An 18,089-nucleotide genomic window follows, 5' to 3' on the forward strand; every position below is an offset into this window, starting at 1 on the left:
CGTCAGGCTTCCGCCGCGCCGGCGTAGAATTGCGCATAATGTTTGCGGAACATCCCGATTGGCCCGTCGCCATCGCACACCAACGGACGCGGCAGATATTTCTGCCGGTCCCACACCACCTTGTCCTGATCGAATTGCTTGCAGATATCCTTGATGATCGCGCGCGCGAGCCCGGCCATCGGCCCTTCGGCCTGCGACTTGGGCTGGGTGAAGCAGAAGCGCGCGTGGATCTTGTCCTTCTCCACCGGGGTCAGGCAGGCGACGAGCAGTGTTTCCGAAATGCCAGTGAAACGCGTCCAGCTCTGCCCCGGGCCGACCGTCTCATAAGCGATCCGCCCGTCGACCTCGCCCTGCGGGGTGCCGAGCTTGGCATCGACATAGGCGGCGCGGCGGTGCCCGTTCCACTCGAACTTATAGTCGGGGAAGGTCGCGGTGCCGTGGATATATTTGAAATGCGCGGCGTCGACGCCGTTTTCGGCCATGTTCTGGATATTGCCCCAGACATACCATTCCTGGATGTCGTAATCGGTCCAGTCGGGGTCGGATGCCTCGGGGACGTGCGCCACCTCCCATTGCGGCGCCGCGCCCTCGGGGTGATACCACATCCAGATCCAGCGATTGGCCTCGGTCAACGGCCATTGCCGGTCGCACGGGCGGCGGACCTGCGGCGGGATCACCTTGGCATAGGGGATCTCATGCACCACCCCGCTGCCGTCGTAGCGCCACGCGTGGAACGGGCATTCGAGCATATTGCCCTCGACCCGCCCGCCATAGCCCATGTGCGCGCCGAGGTGGCGGCAATAGGCATCGAGCATCCGCACCGCACCGTCCTCGCCGCGCCACACCACCAGATCGGTGCTGAAATAGCGCAGCGGCTTGACCTCGCCGACCTGAAGCTCGCTCGACAGCAGGATCGGATACCAGCCGAACGGATAGGGCAGATCGAGGTTGCGATCGGCGACCGGCGCGCGGTTGCGCGGTTCGGCCATCCGCCATTCCTTGAGCGCATCGCCCTTCAACCCGGCGAGCATCTGCCACACCGCGACGGGTGCGGTGCGCGCATCGGTCAACGCCTGGTCCGCCATCTTATTTCTCCAGTCCGAATACTTTGAGCGCATTGTCGCGCAGGAATTTGGGCCACACCTCGTCCTTGAACGGCACGTTGGGCATGTCGCTGAAGATGCGATCGAGGCTCAGCCCCATCGGGAAATAGCCGGCGTAGATCACCTTGTCGGCGCCGCGCGTATTGGCGTAGTCGATGATCGCCTTGGGATAATGTTTCGGGGCAAAGGCGCTGGTCGAATAATAGAGGTTCGGCCATTTGAGCATCAGCTTGACGGCCAATGCTTCCCAGGGCTCGGCGCCGTGGCGCATCACCGCCTTGAGCTCGGGAAAGAACCAGCACACTTCGTCGAGATGCTCGACGCGCTGCGTTTCCATCGGAATGCGCGGGCCGGGAATACCGACGTTGAGCAGGATCGGAATGTCGAGCTCGACCGCGCAGGCATAGAGCGGGAACATATATTTGTGGTTGATCGCCACCTGCGGCAGCGTCCCCGCCGGAAAGACGCTGATCGCCTTGATGCCATGTTCGGCATGCGCCTGTTTGATCCGCCGCACCTCGGCCATCCCGCCATTGGGATCGACCGGCATGTCGAAGAAGAAGCGATCGGGATAGCGCTCCTTGGCGCGCAGCGAGGTGGCGTTGCCGTTCCACCCGACCAGCGCCTTTTCGATGTTGAAGCGGTCCATCTGGTCGACCGTCCAGGCGACGAAATCGTCGGTCTTCCCACTCTGCGGGATGTCCTTGAACATATATTGCGCCGGCATCGTGAACTGCTCGACGCTCTGCGCGTCCTTGAGCAACGGGCGGAAGAATTCGAACCACGCCGAGCGGTCTTCCGCCTCAGGGATGCCGAGCATACAGTCGATCACCCGGATGTCGGTCGGCATTGCCATGTCATGCTTCTCCTGAAAGCTCGGGCCACATCGCGCGCAGCCTGATCTTGTCGACCTTGCCCACCGCATTGCGCGGCAGCGGCGTGCGCGCGAAGGCGACGCGGACCGGCGCCTTGTAGCGCGCCAGGGTCGTCGCGACGTGATCGCGCACCTGATCCTCGCTGAGCCCAGCGGCGAGCACCACCGCAACGAGCCGCTCGCCCAATCTTTCGTCGGGAAGGCCGAAGGCGGCGCCTTCCGCGACCTCGGGCAATTCGCTCAACGCGCGCTCGACCTCGGCGCAATAGATGTTCTCGCCGCCCGAGATGACCATGTCCTTCTTGCGGTCGACGATGAAGATATAGCCTTCTTCGTCGATCCGCCCGATGTCGCCGGTGCGGAACCAGCCCTCGGCATCGAGCACCGCGGCGGTTTCCTCGGGGCGGTTCCAATAGCCTAGCATCACCATCGGCCCGCGCACCGCGATCTCGCCGATCGCGCCCGGCGGCAACACCTTCCCCGCTGCATCGAGCACCCGCGCCTCGGCCAGTTCGAGCACCCGCCCCGCCGCCTCGCGCTTGCGCAGGAAATCGGCACCGAGCGCCATCGCCACCGCGCCCGATGTCTCGGTCAACCCGAAGCCGGTGCCGAGAAAGGCGTTGGGCACCGCCGCCTGCACCGCCTCGAGCAGGTTGATCGGCAGCGCCTGCCCGCCCGTCCCGATATTGTTGAGCGAGGAGATGTCGACCGCGTCGATCTTGGCGCGGTTGAGCACGTCCCACAGCATCGTCGGCACGCCGTTGAGCGCGGTGACGCGCTCGGCCGCGATCAGCCGCAGCGCCTCCTCCGGCTCCCAGCGGCGCATGATCACCACCTTGCCGCCCGATAACATCGGCGAGAGAAAGGCCGAGCCCAGCCCCGAAATGTGGAACAAAGGATAGACCAGCAGGGTCGCATATTGCGGGCGGTTGGCGAGGATCGTCTCGACCGGCACGCCATATTGCTGCGCCGCATTCTGCAACACCATCAGCCCGGCGAGCTGGACGCTCATCAGCCCGGTGATCAGGTTGCGATGGCTGAGCACCGCGCCCTTGACCCGCCCGGTGGTGCCCGAGGTGAACAGGATCGCGGCGGGATCGTCGGGCGCGGCGGGCGCGATCTCGCGATCGAAGCGCCCTTCGCTGGGGAAGTCGCGCGCGTCGATCACCCGGCCGGGATAAGCCGCCGCGACGAGCAACGCGGCGCGCTCACTGTCCGCCAGCACCAGCGCCGGGGTGCATTCCTCGACCGCGGCACGCAATTCCGCCGGGGCGCCGCGACTGTTGACCAGCACCGCCACGCCGCCGGCGCGGATCGTCGCGAGGAAGGCGATCATCCATTCGGCGCGGTTGCGCATGCAGATCGCGACGCGCTCGCCCGGCGCGATCGTCAGCATCGCCGCCAGCGCGTCGCGCCGCACGAAGGTTTCGTCATAGCTGAGCCGGCGATCGCCCTCGACGATGAAGGTCGCCGCCCCGTGTCGCCGCGCGCTTTCGATCAGGCTGTTGAGGTCGGCCGGCGCGCGGACGAACTGCTGCATCCCGCCGCGCTCGCCGATCTCGAACGGCGTGCCGGGCGCGGTGAGCGCCGCAAAGATCGGATCGGCCGCCGCCATCTCCCTCTCCACCTTTGTCGCGCCGATTCGATCGCCGATTCGGCTGCGTATTGCTTATTTGCGTAATTTTGTGAGATACATTTTGCGTATTTGCAATAGCCCGATTGACGACGATCGTATCTCCCATCGCCCCCCCGGCTCAACGCCGGGGTGAGGGAGGGAGTTACCGACGACATGTACTTTTCGTAGAAATTATCCTGAAATTCTACGCTAGTCATTGACGAAACCCCGGATTCAGCGCCAAATTGCGTCAAATCATAATGGAGATGATGCAGTGCAGGCGAACGACGCCCCCTCCCCGTTCAGCCCGGTGACGATCGGCCCGCTCACCTTGCGCAATCGCTTCATCAAATCCGCCACCAACGAGGGCAAGGCCAAGGGCGGCGTGGTGACCAAGGCGCTCGCGCGCTTCCACGAACAGATCGCCGCGGGTGGCGTCGGGCTGACGACGGTGGCCTATTGCTCGCCCAGCCTCGACGGGCGCACCTTCGTCGATCAGGTGACGCTCGACGAGGCGTCGCTGCCCGATCTCAAGGCGCTGACCGACGGGGTGCATCGCCACGGCGCCGCCGCATCGGCACAGATCACCCACGCCGGCTGCTTCACCTTCTTGCCCAAGGACGTGCTCAAGGCGTCGCGCCCGCTGAGCGCCAGCGGGGGGTTCAACAAGGTCGGCGTGATGTCCAACCGCTGGCTCAAGAAACGGATGGATCGCGCCGATATGGACGCGATGATCGCCGAATTCGTCGCCGCCGCCGAGCGCGCGCGCCGCGCCGGGTTCGACGCGGTCGAGCTCCACATGGGGCACGGCTATCTGCTCAGCCAGTTCATCTCGAAATTCTACAACAGCCGCCGCGACGATTATGGCGGGGCGATCGAACGCCGCGTGCGCTTCCCGTCGGAGGTGCTCGGCCGGGTGCTCGATGCGGTGGGCAAGGATCTGGCGGTGCTGGTCAAATTCAGCATGACCGACGGCAAGGCAGGCGGCAACACGATCGAGGACGGCGTCGCAGTGGCGCGCGCGATCGAGGCCGAAGGCGCGCATATGGCGGTGCTGTCGAACGGGATGAACGTCGAATCGATCACCGCGATGTTCGGCTCGCCCTTCCCCAAATCGAACCGTGCGCGCCCGGCCAATCCGATCATCGCGCTCGGCATGTGGCTGCAGGCCTTGTCCGAGCCCAAGGACGTGGTGTTCCACGAAAATTATCTGCGCGATCTCGCGCTGCGTATCCGCCGGTCGGTGAAGATGCCGCTCGCCTATCTCGGCGGGGTGCAGTCGCTCGACGGGGTGGAACAGGCGATGGCCGACGGGTTCGATGCGGTCGCGCTGGGGCGGATCCTGATCCACGACGCCGATATCATCAACCGCTTCCGCGACGGCAGCGAGCGCAGATCGGGCTGCACCGCATGCAATCTGTGCGTGACGATGATGTATTCGCCCGGCGGCACGGCCTGCGTGCTGACCGGCGGGGTCGATGCGGAGTTGACCAGGATACCGGCGAGTGCGGTGGGGTGATGCGCTTGCCTCGCTAGAACGGAAGCACCTACCCCCGTTCGCCCTGAGCTTGTCGAAGCCCTGTCCTTTTCTTCCGCGGCAGGAAGTACAGCCCTTCGACAAGCCAGGGCGAACGAAGGTTTTGACTATTCCCCCGCCTCGACCCCCGGGATCGGCTTCTCCGCCACCACATTCAGCCCATAGCCTTCCAGCCCGACGATATTGCGGTGCGAACTGGTCAGCAGGACCATATCGTGGATCCCGAGATCGGCGAGGATCTGCGCGCCGATGCCGTAATCGCGCAATTCCTCGACCACCGGCTGTGCGCCCGCATGCGAGCGCATCTGATCGCGCAGGTAATTGCTGCGCACCGGATTGAGGATCACGATCACCCCCGCGCCCGCTTCGCCGATCGCGGCCATCGCGCGGTGGAGCAGGGTCGCGCGGTCGCCCATTTCGGCGAGCATGTCGCTGAACACCGAGAAGGCATGCATCCGCACCAGAGTCGGCTCGCCGGGGACGATACGCCCCTTCACCAGCACCAGATTCTCGCTGTGCTCGACCTTGTTGAAATAGGTCTTGGCGGTCCAGTCGCCGCCGAAATTGCTCGTCACCTTCGTCTCGGCGACGCATTCGACGAGGTGGTCGTGGCGGCGGCGATAGGCGATCAGATCGCGGATCGTGCCGATCTTGAGATTGTGGAGTTGGGCGAAGGCGACGAGGTCGTCCATCCGCGCCATCGTCCCGTCGTCCTTCATGATCTCGCAGATCACGCCCGACGGATTGAGCCCGGCAAGCCGCGCGATATCGACCGCTGCCTCGGTATGCCCGGCACGAACCAGCACCCCGCCTTCGCGCGCGACGAGCGGAAAGACATGGCCGGGGGTAACGATCTCCTCGGCGCCCTTGGCGGCATCGATCGCCACCGCGATCGTGCGCGCGCGATCGGCGGCGGAGATTCCGGTGGTGACGCCCTCGCGCGCCTCGATCGAGACGGTGAAGGCGGTTTCGTGCCGCGTGCCGTTGTTGCGGCTCATCAGATCGAGCCCGAGCTGGTCGACCCGCGACTTGGCCATCGCCAGACAGATCAGCCCGCGGCCGTGACGCGCCATGAAATTGATCGCATCGGGGGTCGCCATCTGCGCCGGGATGATGAGATCGCCCTCATTCTCGCGATCCTCATCATCGACAAGGATGAACATCCGCCCGTTCTTCGCCTCGTCGATCAATTCCTCCGGGCTGGAGAGGAACGCGTGGCGGATGCGGCTGAGCTGGGATTCCTGCGTCATGGGCGGGTTATACGCGGATTCGCGCGACTCCGCTTCGTCCATTTGGAGGGCATCGAGTCCAACCGCCCGTTCGCGCTGAACCTTCGACAAGCTCAGCGCGAACGGGAATAGGGTCGATCAGCCCGCGGTCGGCGTGGCGCTGCATTCCCCGGTGCGCTTGGCGCTCATCTTGGTGCGCGTCGTGCTGCTCATCCCGCCCGGCATGCCCGAGACGGTCGCGGTGGATTCGGACGCCATCTCGGTCGCCGAGAAAGTGCCGCTGTTGGCGCCCTCGACCTTCATCCCGTTGGGCATCGTGCAATGCATCTGGGTGCTGATCTTGCCGTCGCTCATGTCGAACTTGTCGAAGACGCAGTTCTTCTTGAAGTCGGCCTGACCGTTGGCGAACATATTCTCGGGCTTTTCGACCTGCTCCTTGGTGAGACAGATCTTGGTGGAGACCGGCGGCATCTTGGGCTGCGCGGGCATGCCGGCGGGCGCGCCCTTGATCTCCTGGCTGACCATCTCGACGGTCATGTCCCACTGGCCGGGCTGCAGCTTGATCTGCTGTGCCTTGGCGACATTGGCGACGGTGTCGACCGAGGCGTTGGTCATCGAAACGGCGTTGCCGTCATGCTTCCCGCACGCGCCGAGCAAGACGAGCGCGGCGACCGTGGCGGCCGGTGCAATCGAACGCATAAATTCTGCTCCCATGAGTCCCCCGGTTTGCCGAGCATAATCAACAAGATCGATCGTAGCACGCCTTTTGTTCGCCGCACCCGTTTACACGATGCGCGCGGGCGGGCAGGCATTGCGCTTATGAAATATGCCCTGCTCCCGATCGCGGCGCTGCTCGCGTCGACCGCCCCCGTTCATGCCGCCCCGGCCGCCGACAAGAAGGAGGACGCCAAGAGCGCGCCCGCCCACTCGCTGTTCGAGCCGACCGAGGTTTCGTCGAGCGGCAGCGTGACGGTCGGCGGCACGCGCATCGCCTATCGCGCGGTGGCGGGGACGCTGGTGGTCCACCCCAAGGGCTGGAGCGACACCGATGCGCTCGAGCGGGACGCGGCCAAAAGCGACGACAAGGACGCCAAGAAGCCGGCCGAGGCGTCGATGTTCTACACCGCTTATTTCAAGACCGGCGCCCCCGCCGCCAACCGCCCGATCACCTTCCTGTTCAACGGCGGTCCGGGATCGTCGAGCATCTGGCTGCACATGGGCGCCTTCGGCCCGGTACGGGTCGAGACCACCGACAAGCAGCACACCCCCGCCGCGCCTTATCGCACGATCAACAATGACGAGAGCCTGCTCGACGTATCGGATCTGGTGTTCATCGATGCGCCGGGCACCGGGTTCAGCCGCGTCGCGGGCAATGACAAGGCGGCGGCTTTCTACGGCGTCGATCAGGACATCCATGCCTTCAGCAAGTTCGTCGTCCAGTTCCTTTCGCGCTATCACCGCTGGAATTCGCCGAAATATCTGCTCGGCGAAAGCTATGGCACGATGCGCGCGGCGGGGATGACGCTCGCGCTGCAAAAGGAAGGGATCGACCTCAACGGCGTCGTCCTCTTGTCCGATATCCTCAACTGGGATTTGCTGCCGGACGATCCGCGGGTCAATCCGGGCGTCGACCAGCCCTATGTCGTCACGCTGCCGACCTATGCCGCGACCGCCTGGTACCACCAGAAGATCGCCAACCGGCCGGCCGATCTCACCGCGTTTCTCGACGAGGTGGAACGGTTCGCGACCGGCGATTATGCCGCGGCGCTGATGCAGGGCGATCTGCTTCCCGCCGACAGACGGCAGGCGATTGCGGCGAAGCTTTCCGGCTATACCGGGTTGTCGACGGACTATCTGCTCAAAAGCGACCTCCGGATCGAATATGGCGCGTTCCAGAAGGAATTGCTGGCGAGCGACGGCCTGACCACCGGCACGCTCGACACGCGCTTCACCGGCGCGACGCTCGATCCGCTCAGCAAGCTATCGAGCTACGATCCACAGAGCGCGGGGATCGAAGCCGCTTATGTCGCGGCGTTCAACGATTATGCGCGCGGCACATTGGGCTATGGCGAGGGGATCGCGCACAAATCCGGCATCAGCGTCTATGAGAGCTGGGATTACAAGCATCAGCCGCCAGGTGCCGAACGCGCGCTGATCGCGCTGCCCAATGTGTTGCCCGATCTGGCGGTAGCGATGAAGCAGAACCCCAATCTCAAGGTGCTGGTCAGCGGCGGCTATTTCGACATCTCGACGCCCTATTTCTCGGGACGCTATGAGATGCGCCACCTGCCGATTCCCGCCAGTCTGCGCGGGAACATCGACTATCGCTATTATCAATCGGGGCACATGGTCTACGTCAATCCCTCGGTGCTCAAGGCGTTTCACACCGACGTCGCGGATTTCATCCGGCGGACCGATAATCTGCGGCGGTAGGCGGCGATTTGCGCGCAGGTGAAGCCCGCGCTCAACGCACCGTCAATTGCTCGAACGTCTGGTTGCCGATCGGATAGGCCTGCCAGCCGTCGAGATCGAAATGCCACCATTCCTCGGGATAGACGGTGAAGCCGTTGCGCTCCATTGCCCGGCGCAGCACCTCGCGCAGCCAGCGCTGCTCGTCGCTCCCCCCGACATAATCGGTATAGGACCGGCTGGAGAATTCGTCGTAGCGCCCGGTCGTCACGATCGGCGTGCCGGTCTTGAGATCGATCATCGTCAGATCGACCGCCGCGCCGCGATTGTGCCGCGACCCCTGGCTGGGATCGGCGACGAACATCCGGTTCTGCGGCGGGGTCGCGTCCCAGAAGATCTTGGTGACATACCACGGGCGATAGGCGTCGTGGATCAGCAGCCCGAAGCCCTGATCGCCCAATTCGCGCTGCACCCGACCGAGCGCCTCCGCCGCGGGGCGCTGCATGAACGCCCCGGCGCTTTCGTAGATCGGATGGCCGGTGAAATTGTTCGGCGTGGCATAGCGGATATCGAGCCGGATGCCCGGGGTGATCCGGCGAATCGCGACCAGATCGGCGGCGCGCGCGGTCGGGGGCTCGGCCGGCGGGGTCGCGCTCAGCGCGGCGCGGCGGAGGTCGGCGATCCCGCTGCGCATCGTCGCGCGCACCGCCGCCTCGGCCTCGGCGCCGAAATCGCGACGCGGGAAGCGGATATCGCCGAGCATCGCGGCAATGACCTTGCCGTCGCGATCGCGCTCGAAGCGTAGTTGCTCGTGCGGATAGAGGCCGCGATCGGCGGGGAAGGCATAGACATCGGCCGCGACGCGGCCGAGCGGGCGCCAGTCGGTCCATTCGATCCGCACATAGGGTTTGCCGTCCCGCTGGTAGATGCGCAGGATATTGTGATCGAAGCCATATTCGCCGATCAGCGCCGACAGCTCGGCATCCGGCGGGGGCGGCCTGCGCCACTCGGCGCGGGTGTAACGGCGACCGGCGAATTCCACCCATTGCCCGGCGGGATCGAGCGCCAGCCGGTCGTCGAAGGTCTGTGCATCGTCGAGCAGCACGCGCCCGCCAGCCTCGCGCACCTCCCCCGCGGCCTCGGGCGCATCGAGCACCAGCCCGCCCTGATAGACCCGCAAATTGACGCTATCGTCGCCGTCGACGAACCGCCCCGACAGCCGCGCCGCGCGCTCACCGCCGATCGCGGTCGAGCGCAGCCAAACGGGGGCATCGCCGCCGCGCTGCGCCGCGAGCAGGCTGGCAAGCGCGAAATCGCCCAGCCGTCGCGCGCTCGTTCCGGCATCGACCGTGCTGAACACGATCACCCCGACCCCGGCCTCGGGGGCGAGCCGGACGTCGGTGGCGAAACCATAGACCGCGCCCCCGTGCCCGACGGTGCGCACGCCCGCGCTCGAGCCGAGCGCGAAACCGAGCCCGTATTTGCCGTCGGGATATTGCGCGCGCCACATCCCCTCCAGCGTATCGGCGCGGAGAAGCGTCTTGCCGCCGGGCAGCGCGCCGCGGTCGAGCAGCATCCGCACGAACCGCCCGAGATCGGTTCCATTGGTATAAAGGCTCCCCGCCGCCGGGGTGCCGAGATCGAACGACGGCGCGGGGAAACGCGCGCCGTCGAATGACGCCATTTGCGCGCGCGCGACCGGATGCTTGAGCGCGGCGCGCGACAAGCCGCTGGCGTTCATCCCCAGCGGCGACAATACCAGCTCGCCGATCGCGCGCTCATAGGGCATGCGCATCACGCGCGCGATCACCTCGCCGACCACCGCGATCCCGGCGTTGGAATATTTGGTGATCGTGCCCGGGCGCGCGACGAGCGTGGTCTGGTTGAGGCTGGCGACCGTATCGGCCTCGCCCTTCGTCGCCGCATCGAAATAATGCCCGCGCGGCGGCTCGCGCACCAGCCCGCTGCGATGCGTCATCAACTGGCGCAGCGTGATCGGTGCGCCGAACGGATTGTGCGGATGGAAATCGGGCAGATAGCGCGTCACCGGCGCGTCGAGATCGAGCCGGCCCTGCTCGACCAGCTTCATCACCGCGACATCGGTGAGCAACTTGGTCACCGATCCCGCGCGATACAAGCTGTCCGCCGCACCCGCATCGCCCCACGCCTGCTGCCAGACGACCCCCGAACGATCGACCAGCGCGATCGCGATCGAGGGTATCTGCTTGTCGGCGACCTCGGCCTGCGCCGCCGCCGCGACCCGCGCGGCGACCGCAGCGACCTGCGGCGGCGTTATGACGTCGCCCGATGCGGCAGGCGCAGCCAGCGCCGCCGGCGACGCGGCGAGGCCGATCGGCGCAACGCTCAGCAGCAAGGCGCTTGCCAGCCAATTGGCGCGCGATCGGTCGGTTCGCATCATCATCTCCCCAGCAAGCGCGCGAAATTTTCATAATCTGAATTTTTGTCAATATGGGATGAAAATTGAAAAAATCGGCGCTATTTTCCATTCAGGCCGATCGGGCCGATTGCCGGGAGGATTTGAATGTCTGCGGCCGATTCCCACAAACCACAGCGCGAGTGGCCAGACGAGGACGTCGATCCGGGCGCGGTGCTGCGGCAATTGCGGATCGAGCGGAAAATGACCCTGGCCGACGTCAGCCGGCTGACCGGGCTGCCTGTCTCAACCCTGTCCAAGGTAGAGACCGGCAAGATGCCGTTGAATTACAGCAAGCTGCTTCGGCTGAGCCAAAGCCTCGATCTCGATATCACACGGCTGTTCGCCGCCGGCGCGCCTGCACGCGCGCTTTCTCCCGCGCGGGGGGCCGAGCCGACCAGCGGGCGTCGCAGCGTGACCCGCGCCAATCACGGCCCGTCGATCCGCACCGCGACCTATGACTATATCTATCCCGCCGCCGATCTGCTGCGGAAATCGCTCAACCCGATGATCCTCGACGTGCAGGTGCGGTCGATCGAGGCTTTCGGCGAGCTGATGCGTCACCCCGGCGAGGAATATGCGATGGTGCTCGAGGGGCAATGCGATTTCCATTGCGACCTTTACGCGCCCGTCGCGATGGAGAAGGGGGATTCGATCTATTTCGACGGCATGATGGGGCACGCTTATGTCGCGACGGGCGACGCGCCGTGCCGAATCCTGTGCGTCTGCTCGGCCGGCAACGAGGCGTTGAGGCCGCTGCTCAAGCCGATCGAAGCGATCTAGGGCGGATCGATATTTAGTTGGGTCCTTAGGATACCGTCGGCTTTCCTCCCGTCACCCCGGCCTTGAGCCGGGGTCCATCGGGAGGCAAGGCAGGGCAAGAGGGTCTAGTGGATAGATTCAGACGGATGGTTCCGGTCTTTTTTCAACCGTCAAGTCCGGCATGACGGTGGGGATTTCTTCCGGACTCATCCGTTATGTTTTGACCACTACCCCTACGCTGACGGCGCAATGGACCCGGCTCAAGGCCGGGTGACGGGGGCAATGGAACGCAGCGCGTCGATCACCCCAATGCCGGTCTACGCCAGCGCTCCCCCTCTTGCCGACAGCTCAATTTCAAATTAGGACATATTTGTCTCAATAAGAAAATGACGAGCAGGGAGGGCCGCGGGATGCAGTTCTGGAGTGCGCTTAATCGCTATTTGCTGCCCGGCCTCGCCTTCAAGGCGGTGGTGATCGGCGGGGGCTATGCCACCGGTCGCGAGCTGGTCGAATTCTTCATGCCGGCGGGTCCGGTTGGCGGGCTTCAGGGGATGCTGCTCGCGACCGCGCTGTGGAGCGGGGTCTGCGCGCTGACCTTCCTGTTCGCGTTCCGCATCGGCGCGACCGACTATCACAATTTCTTCCGCAACCTGCTCGGCCGGTTCGATTTCCTGTTCGAGGTCATCTATTTCGCGTTCCTCGTGCTGGTGCTGTCGATCTTCGGATCGGCGGCGGGCGCGCTCGGCGCCTCGCTGTTCGGGCTGCCCGAACTGGTCGGCACGCTGGCGCTGATCGCGCTGACCCTGACCGTCGTCGCATTGGGCCAGGGCGCGGCCGAGACCTTGTTCAAATATGTCTCGGTGCTGCTTTACGGGGTCTATGCGATCTTCCTCGTGCTGTGCCTCGCCTCGTTCATGCCGGAAATCCGCGCGGGGCTGAGCCGCGCGATCCCGACCACCGGCTGGGCGACCGGGGGGATCACTTATGCTTCCTACAATGTCATCGGCGCGGTACTGATCCTGCCGGTGCTGCGGCATCTGAAATCCGATCGCGACGCGGTGATCGCGGGGCTGCTCTCCGGCCCGCTGGCGATGATCCCCGCGCTCGCCTTCTTCACCTGCCTGATCCCCTTCTATCCCAATATCCTCCACGAGCCGCTGCCGTCGGACTTCGCGTTGAAGGCGCTCCATATCCCGGTGTTCCACTTCGCGTTCCAGGGGATGGTGTTCTTCGCCCTGCTCGAATGCAGCGTGGGGTTCGTCCAGGCGTTCATGGCGCGGCTCGACGTGCATAACGAGCGTCGCGGGCGCCAGACGCCGCCGGCGCTGCGCATCGTCGTGCCCGGTGCGATCACGCTGGGATCGGTGTTCATCGCCGCCAATGTCGGGCTCGTCGCGCTGATCGCGGACGGCTATCGCATGATGGCCTATGCGATCCTGCTGATCTACATCGCGCCGCTGCTGACGATCGGGGTCGCGCGGTTGCTGCGGCCGAAGCGCGCCGCGCCGATTGCGGACGAAAGCATCGCCTGAGATAGCGCGGCCCGCTCGCGGGCCGACCAGCGCTGCGGTTACGCTGGCCCGGCATCCGAATTCCGGATGCCGGGCCGGTTTCGTGTGGGGATTCCTCACTCCGTGCATTCCACCGTCACCCCGCCTTGAGCCGGGGTCGATCGGGAGGCAGGCGCGGAACAAGCGGCTCCTGCCGTAAAGCTTGAGGCACGATCGATCCCGGCTCAAGGCCGGGATGACGGTGTGGATAAGGCGCACCGTCGCATGCCCCTTCCCGCAAAGAAAAAGGGGCGGCGACCGTGATGGTCACCGCCCCAGTCAATTCTGGCGTAAGAGGGAGCGCTCAGAATTTAAGCTTCACACCGGTCGAGAAGTAGCGACCGATGACATCGTAATTCGGGTTGTTGTACGGGGTCAGCGGCGGATCGACGTCGAACATGTTGTTGATGTTGACGAACCAGGTGAACTGCTGCTGCACTTTGAACTGCAGCCCAAGATCGACATAAGTCCGGCTGCTCACATCGTTGTTGAGGATATACTGCCCGTTGCCGCCCTTCACCGTGCTGTAGATGCCGCCGCCCACGTAACGCGCGCGCAGATCGACCCCGAAATTGTCGTCGGCATAGCTCACCGATCCGGTCAGGCGCCATTTCGGCGTCGAGAAAGCGGTATCGCCCCCGACAATGCCGGCGACGTCGGTGCCGTTGATATTGAGATCGAAGATATGGTTGGCCACCGCGCGCATCGTCACCATGCCGTCGCCGAGCGGGCGGCGATAGGATGCCTCGATATCGAGGCCGCGCGTCTTATAGGCCGCGAGGTTGCGGTATAGGACCAGCATCGAGCCGATCGTGCCATTGGGGTTGCGCGTGATGATCCCGCCGCAGGTCGGGTCGTTGGGCGACGCATTATAGCATTGCGTCAACGCGTCCTGCGCCGTCACCGTGGTGATCACGTTGCGGATGTCGATCGAATAATAATCGAGCGACACGCTGAACCCCTTGAAGAAGCGCGGCGAATAGGAACCGCCCAGGGTCAGCGTATGCGAGGTTTCCGGCGTCAGCTTGGGATTGCCGCCGGAATAGATGACGACATTCGCCTGCGGGGCGCCCTGATAGGGATCCTGCAGGTTGCCGATATTGGTTGCGCGCGAAAGGAAATATTCGGTGATGCTCGGCGAGCGGATGTCACGCGAATAGACCGCGCGAAGCAACAGATCGCTGGCGATCCGGGCGGTGCCGCCGGTCTTCCACGTCCAGATCCCGCCGCTGGTGCTGTAATCCGAATAACGCGCCGCGCCGTTGACCTCGAGCTTGATCGTGTCCGGCACGTTGATCACCGGCACGTTGACCTCGCCGAACGCTTCCTTGACGCTGAACGCGCCGTTGGTCGCGGACGAATTGAGCGTCGCAAAGGCATTGGCCTGCGACAGCGGGTCGACGAAATTGGTGATCATCTTTTCCCAGCGCCAATCGGTGCCGAAAGCGATGTCGACCGGGCCGGCCGGGGTGGAGAAAGGCTGGCCGTGAACGCTGGCGCCCGCCGCGTCGAGCTTGTTGGTATAGATGAAGTGATTGCCGCCAAAGGCGTAAGCGAGCGCCTGGGGCGAGATATTGCCGTTGCCGAGCAGGTTGATCGGCACGCAGGCGGGATCGTCGTTGGCCGGGTTGGCGTCGGCGTTGATGCGGCACACCGCCTTGCCGTTGACCAGCACCGAATCGACGCCGTTGTTGAAGCGGCTGGTGATGCGCTGATTGTAGAGCGACTGATCGATCCGCGACTCGCCGTGATCGTAATAAACGTCATAGCCCCAATGGTCGCCGATCTTGCCCTTCAGCCCGATCGCGCCCTCCAGATTGCGGCGGCTATACTTGAAGTTCAGGATCTTCTTCGGGCCGACATCGTCAAGGATGCGGCCGAGAACGAACGGCCCCGTCACCCCGTTCGCGGCCAATTGCGCGCGCGCAGCGGGGGTGAGGAAGGCATTGTCCGGCATGATCACCGCGAGCGGGGTTTCGGGGAAGAAACCGTAATCGCCGGTCATCCGGTTGAAGCTGCCGTTCGCCCATAATTTGAGCGAGTCGGTCAGATCATAGGTCGCGCGCGCGAAGACGTTGGTGCGCTTGTAGGGCGACGAGACCGCGACATAATCGTAGATATTCTGTCCATTGCCGCCGACGGTGAACTGCCCGGCGGTCTGGCTGCCGAGCGGCAGCGGCCCGACGGTGCCGTCTGGATTGAACACCAGATTGCGCGGCGCGCCGGTGAGGCTGAGGATCGAGCCACCGCGGTTGAGGATCGTATAATTGACGTCCTGCGCGCGAATGAGCTGCCCGTCGGCGCGCTGGAATACCCCCGCTTCCAGATTGGGCCTGCTCTTGCGGCCGAAGATGCCCTTGTCGTCGGTATAATCGCCGCCGACCATGAAATGGCCGCGCCCGCCGGCGAAGTCGGTACCCCAGGCGCCGTCGAAGCTATAGCGCTCGCCGTCGCCGCGGGTCGAAATCCCGGTCTGCGCGCCGAGCCGGATCCCCTTCATCTCATCGTCGAGGATGATGTTGACCACCCCCGCGACCGCGCCCGAGCCCCACGCTGCCGAGGCACCGCCGGTGACGACGTCAACGCGCTTGATCAGGCTTTGCGGCACCGTGTTGAGATCGGCGCTGCCGTTGAACCGGTGCCCGTCGAGCAGCGTCAGTGTCCGTAACGCCCCCAGCCCGCGCAAATCGGCGGTCGAGGTGCCGCTGGTCGTATTGCCGGTGGTGGTGGCCGGGGTGAGCGTCGCGCGGAATTGCGGCATGTCGTTCAGCACCCCGGCGATGCTCGGGCGATTGCCGATGCGCAATTCGGTCTCGCTGATAACCGTCGTCGGGGTCGGCGCATCGAAGCCGAGCCGCTGAATGCGCGATCCGGTGACGACCACATCCTGGTTCGAATCCGATGCGGTGCGATCGGCGGCGACATCGCGCGCGCCCGGCGCGGTTTGCGCGAGCGCGGGGGTCGACCCCAACACCACCGCCAGAGCGGTGCCTGCCGACCAGAATGTGCGCTTGGCTGTCATGAATCTCCCCTCGTCGTTTCTAAATTGGCGCCGCAGCGGCGGTTTTCCCGGTGACGCCCCTCCCCGCTCCCGCTCGCCATCTCGGCAGGAGCAGTCCGATCGCGATTGAGCACGCCTTATCAGAAAATGCAATCCCAATACGGATTATATGCCCGTCTCGGGAAATGAAAATCGCGCTGAAACGGCCCGCCCACTCCGAACCGAAGTCGCCGGAATTTCCACATAATTATCTGTAATATATACGTTATATTCCACCAAACCTTGAATAGGCCAACAATCCGGGCGCGATGAATCCTGGTCAGAGAATTTTCACATATTGAAAACTTTAGGACCGACCGGCATAAGCCCGCCCGATCAGGAGAGGAGCGCGCGCTTCATGCCGACTAACGACACTCCCAAAAAGAACTGGCGCTGGACCAAGCGGATCGCGAAAGGCGCCGCCGGCCTGCTCGCGCTGACCGTCGTAGCCGGCACTACTTATGAAGCGATTAGCCGCATCAATGCCAAAAGCTCCTATCCGCCGCCGGGCAAGCTGGTCGATGTCGGTGGGCGCAACATGCACCTCGATTGCCGCGGCGCGGGCTCTCCCATCGTCGTGTTCGAATCCGGGCTTGGTTCGGGGGGCTCGACCGACTGGCGGCTGGTGCACGACAGGATCGCCCGCTTCACGCGCGCCTGTGCTTACGATCGCGCCGGGATCATGTGGAGCGATGCCAAATCCACCCCGCAGGACGGCGCGGCGGTAGCGGACGATCTGCACGTCCTGCTGAACCGCGCCGGCATCGCCGGCCCGATCGTGCTGGTCGGGCACTCGGTTGGCGGGCCCTATGCGACGATCTACACCGCCAAATATGGCGATCAGGTCGCCGGGCTCGTGCTGGTAGACCCCAGCCATCCCGATCAGGTCTCGCGGATGAATGCGACGGTGAAGGCCGATCTCAATCCGCGTAGCCAGATCGGCATAGTGCGCGCGGCGGCGAAGCTGTCGTGGATGGGCGTACCTCGGCTGGTCGTCGCGCTCGGCAGCGGATCGCCGAAACTGCCCGCGCGCGCCAATGCCGAGACTGCCGCCTATAGCAGCCATTCGATCGACGGATCGCTGAACGAACTCGACGGCTTCGACCGGACGCTCGACGAGGCGCGCGCCAGCCACAATTTCGGCAACCGCCCGTTGATCGTGCTGACCGCAATGGCGCCCTATACGCCGACGCAGCTCAAGATGTTGGGGCTCCAGCCACAGGACGGCGTACGCCTCAAGCAATTGTGGCGGGGCTTGCATAGCGAGATGACGCAATGGTCGACCCGCGGCGAGCAGCGGATCGCCCCCGATTCCGGCCATTATATTCAGGTCGACTATCCCGACACGGTGGTCGTCGCTGTGCGCGACATGATCGCGGCGGTGCGCGCCGATCAGGCCGCGGGCCACGCCAAGTGAGCCCGTCGCCCCTCCTTGTGTCCCCGCGAAGGCGGGGACCCGGTCTGGGCTCCCGCCTTCGCGGGAGCACAAGAAAGGCCGGCACGACGATAAAGACACGATCAGGGAGTTTCATCGCG

12 protein-coding genes are annotated in these 18,089 nt (G+C 64.6%); 5 read left to right on the forward strand and 7 right to left on the reverse strand.

The features are described 5' to 3' along the window. Positions 1–2 precede the first annotated feature (2 nt). Genes NED98_RS12200 through NED98_RS12210 form a run of 3 tightly spaced genes read right to left on the reverse strand, consistent with a single transcriptional unit; the run spans position 3 to position 3,592 of the window. The gene (locus NED98_RS12200; protein ID WP_265313198.1) at positions 3–1,085 is read right to left on the reverse strand and encodes a Rieske (2Fe-2S) protein; all 1,083 of its coding nucleotides are present in this window, start codon (positions 1,083–1,085) and stop codon (positions 3–5) included. Between the two features lies 1 nt (position 1,086). Then, positions 1,087–1,959 carry an amidohydrolase family protein gene (locus NED98_RS12205; RefSeq protein ID WP_265313199.1) on the reverse strand — a complete coding sequence of 291 codons (873 nt, stop codon included), beginning with the start codon at positions 1,957–1,959 and terminating at the stop codon, positions 1,087–1,089. A 1-nt stretch (position 1,960) separates the two neighbouring features. Continuing rightward, entirely contained in the window at positions 1,961–3,592 is a 1,632-nt protein-coding gene (locus NED98_RS12210; RefSeq protein ID WP_265313200.1) for a class I adenylate-forming enzyme family protein, read from the reverse strand. Between the two features lie 274 nt (positions 3,593–3,866). Between NED98_RS12210 and NED98_RS12215 the strand changes: the two genes are divergently transcribed. Continuing rightward, positions 3,867–5,111, forward strand: a complete 1,245-nt coding sequence (locus tag NED98_RS12215) for an NADH:flavin oxidoreductase (protein WP_265313201.1) — start codon at positions 3,867–3,869, stop codon at positions 5,109–5,111. A 125-nt stretch (positions 5,112–5,236) separates the two neighbouring features. Here NED98_RS12215 and ribB read toward each other — a convergent pair whose 3' ends face one another. Together ribB and NED98_RS12225 are read right to left on the reverse strand one after the other, a co-directional pair. Further along, the gene (gene ribB / locus NED98_RS12220; protein ID WP_179511035.1) at positions 5,237–6,379 is read right to left on the reverse strand and encodes a 3,4-dihydroxy-2-butanone-4-phosphate synthase; all 1,143 of its coding nucleotides are present in this window, start codon (positions 6,377–6,379) and stop codon (positions 5,237–5,239) included. A gap of 117 nt (positions 6,380–6,496) precedes the next feature. Then, positions 6,497–7,057, reverse strand: a complete 561-nt coding sequence (locus NED98_RS12225) for a DUF3617 domain-containing protein (RefSeq protein ID WP_265313202.1) — start codon at positions 7,055–7,057, stop codon at positions 6,497–6,499. A 120-nt stretch (positions 7,058–7,177) separates the two neighbouring features. Here NED98_RS12225 and NED98_RS12230 point away from each other — a divergent pair, with 120 nt between their 5' ends. Next, positions 7,178–8,791 (forward strand): S10 family peptidase, encoded by a 1,614-nt coding sequence (locus tag NED98_RS12230; RefSeq protein ID WP_265313203.1) that lies wholly within the window; start codon positions 7,178–7,180, stop codon positions 8,789–8,791. Between the two features lie 31 nt (positions 8,792–8,822). Here NED98_RS12230 and NED98_RS12235 read toward each other — a convergent pair whose 3' ends face one another. Next, positions 8,823–11,183, reverse strand: coding sequence for a serine hydrolase (locus NED98_RS12235; protein ID WP_265313204.1), 2,361 nt, complete (start codon positions 11,181–11,183; stop codon positions 8,823–8,825). Between the two features lie 126 nt (positions 11,184–11,309). On the opposite strand from NED98_RS12235, the gene NED98_RS12240 reads away from it, so the two are divergent. After that, entirely contained in the window at positions 11,310–11,984 is a 675-nt protein-coding gene (locus tag NED98_RS12240) for a helix-turn-helix domain-containing protein (RefSeq protein WP_265313205.1), read from the forward strand. A gap of 389 nt (positions 11,985–12,373) precedes the next feature. Beyond that, positions 12,374–13,495, forward strand: coding sequence for a YkvI family membrane protein (locus NED98_RS12245; protein WP_265313206.1), 1,122 nt, complete (start codon positions 12,374–12,376; stop codon positions 13,493–13,495). Positions 13,496–13,817: 322 nt separating this feature from the next. On the opposite strand, the gene NED98_RS12250 is transcribed toward NED98_RS12245, so the two are convergent. Next, entirely contained in the window at positions 13,818–16,535 is a 2,718-nt protein-coding gene (locus NED98_RS12250; protein ID WP_265313207.1) for a TonB-dependent receptor plug domain-containing protein, read from the reverse strand. 376 nt (positions 16,536–16,911) lie between these two features. Between NED98_RS12250 and NED98_RS12255 the strand changes: the two genes are divergently transcribed. Beyond that, complete coding sequence (locus NED98_RS12255; RefSeq protein WP_265313208.1) at positions 16,912–17,970, forward strand: alpha/beta fold hydrolase; 1,059 nt, start codon at positions 16,912–16,914, stop codon at positions 17,968–17,970. Positions 17,971–18,089: the final 119 nt, after the last annotated feature.

The organism is Sphingomonas lycopersici (genome assembly GCF_026130605.1).
Lineage (GTDB): Bacteria > Pseudomonadota > Alphaproteobacteria > Sphingomonadales > Sphingomonadaceae > Sphingomonas > Sphingomonas lycopersici.

What these genes read in the sequence shown, in the direction of transcription:
- NED98_RS12200 (WP_265313198.1), bottom strand. Translation starts at nt 1,085, where the DNA reads ATGGCGGACCAGGCGTTGACCGATGCGCGCACCGCACCCGTCGCGGTG.
- NED98_RS12205 (WP_265313199.1), bottom strand. Translation starts at nt 1,959, where the DNA reads ATGGCAATGCCGACCGACATCCGGGTGATCGACTGTATGCTCGGCATC.
- NED98_RS12210 (WP_265313200.1), bottom strand. Translation starts at nt 3,592, where the DNA reads ATGGCGGCGGCCGATCCGATCTTTGCGGCGCTCACCGCGCCCGGCACG.
- ribB (WP_179511035.1), bottom strand. Translation starts at nt 6,379, where the DNA reads ATGACGCAGGAATCCCAGCTCAGCCGCATCCGCCACGCGTTCCTCTCC.
- NED98_RS12225 (WP_265313202.1), bottom strand. Translation starts at nt 7,057, where the DNA reads ATGCGTTCGATTGCACCGGCCGCCACGGTCGCCGCGCTCGTCTTGCTC.
- NED98_RS12230 (WP_265313203.1), top strand. Translation starts at nt 7,178, where the DNA reads ATGAAATATGCCCTGCTCCCGATCGCGGCGCTGCTCGCGTCGACCGCC.
- NED98_RS12235 (WP_265313204.1), bottom strand. Translation starts at nt 11,183, where the DNA reads ATGCGAACCGACCGATCGCGCGCCAATTGGCTGGCAAGCGCCTTGCTG.
- NED98_RS12240 (WP_265313205.1), top strand. Translation starts at nt 11,310, where the DNA reads ATGTCTGCGGCCGATTCCCACAAACCACAGCGCGAGTGGCCAGACGAG.
- NED98_RS12245 (WP_265313206.1), top strand. Translation starts at nt 12,374, where the DNA reads ATGCAGTTCTGGAGTGCGCTTAATCGCTATTTGCTGCCCGGCCTCGCC.
- NED98_RS12250 (WP_265313207.1), bottom strand. Translation starts at nt 16,535, where the DNA reads ATGACAGCCAAGCGCACATTCTGGTCGGCAGGCACCGCTCTGGCGGTG.
- NED98_RS12255 (WP_265313208.1), top strand. Translation starts at nt 16,912, where the DNA reads ATGCCGACTAACGACACTCCCAAAAAGAACTGGCGCTGGACCAAGCGG.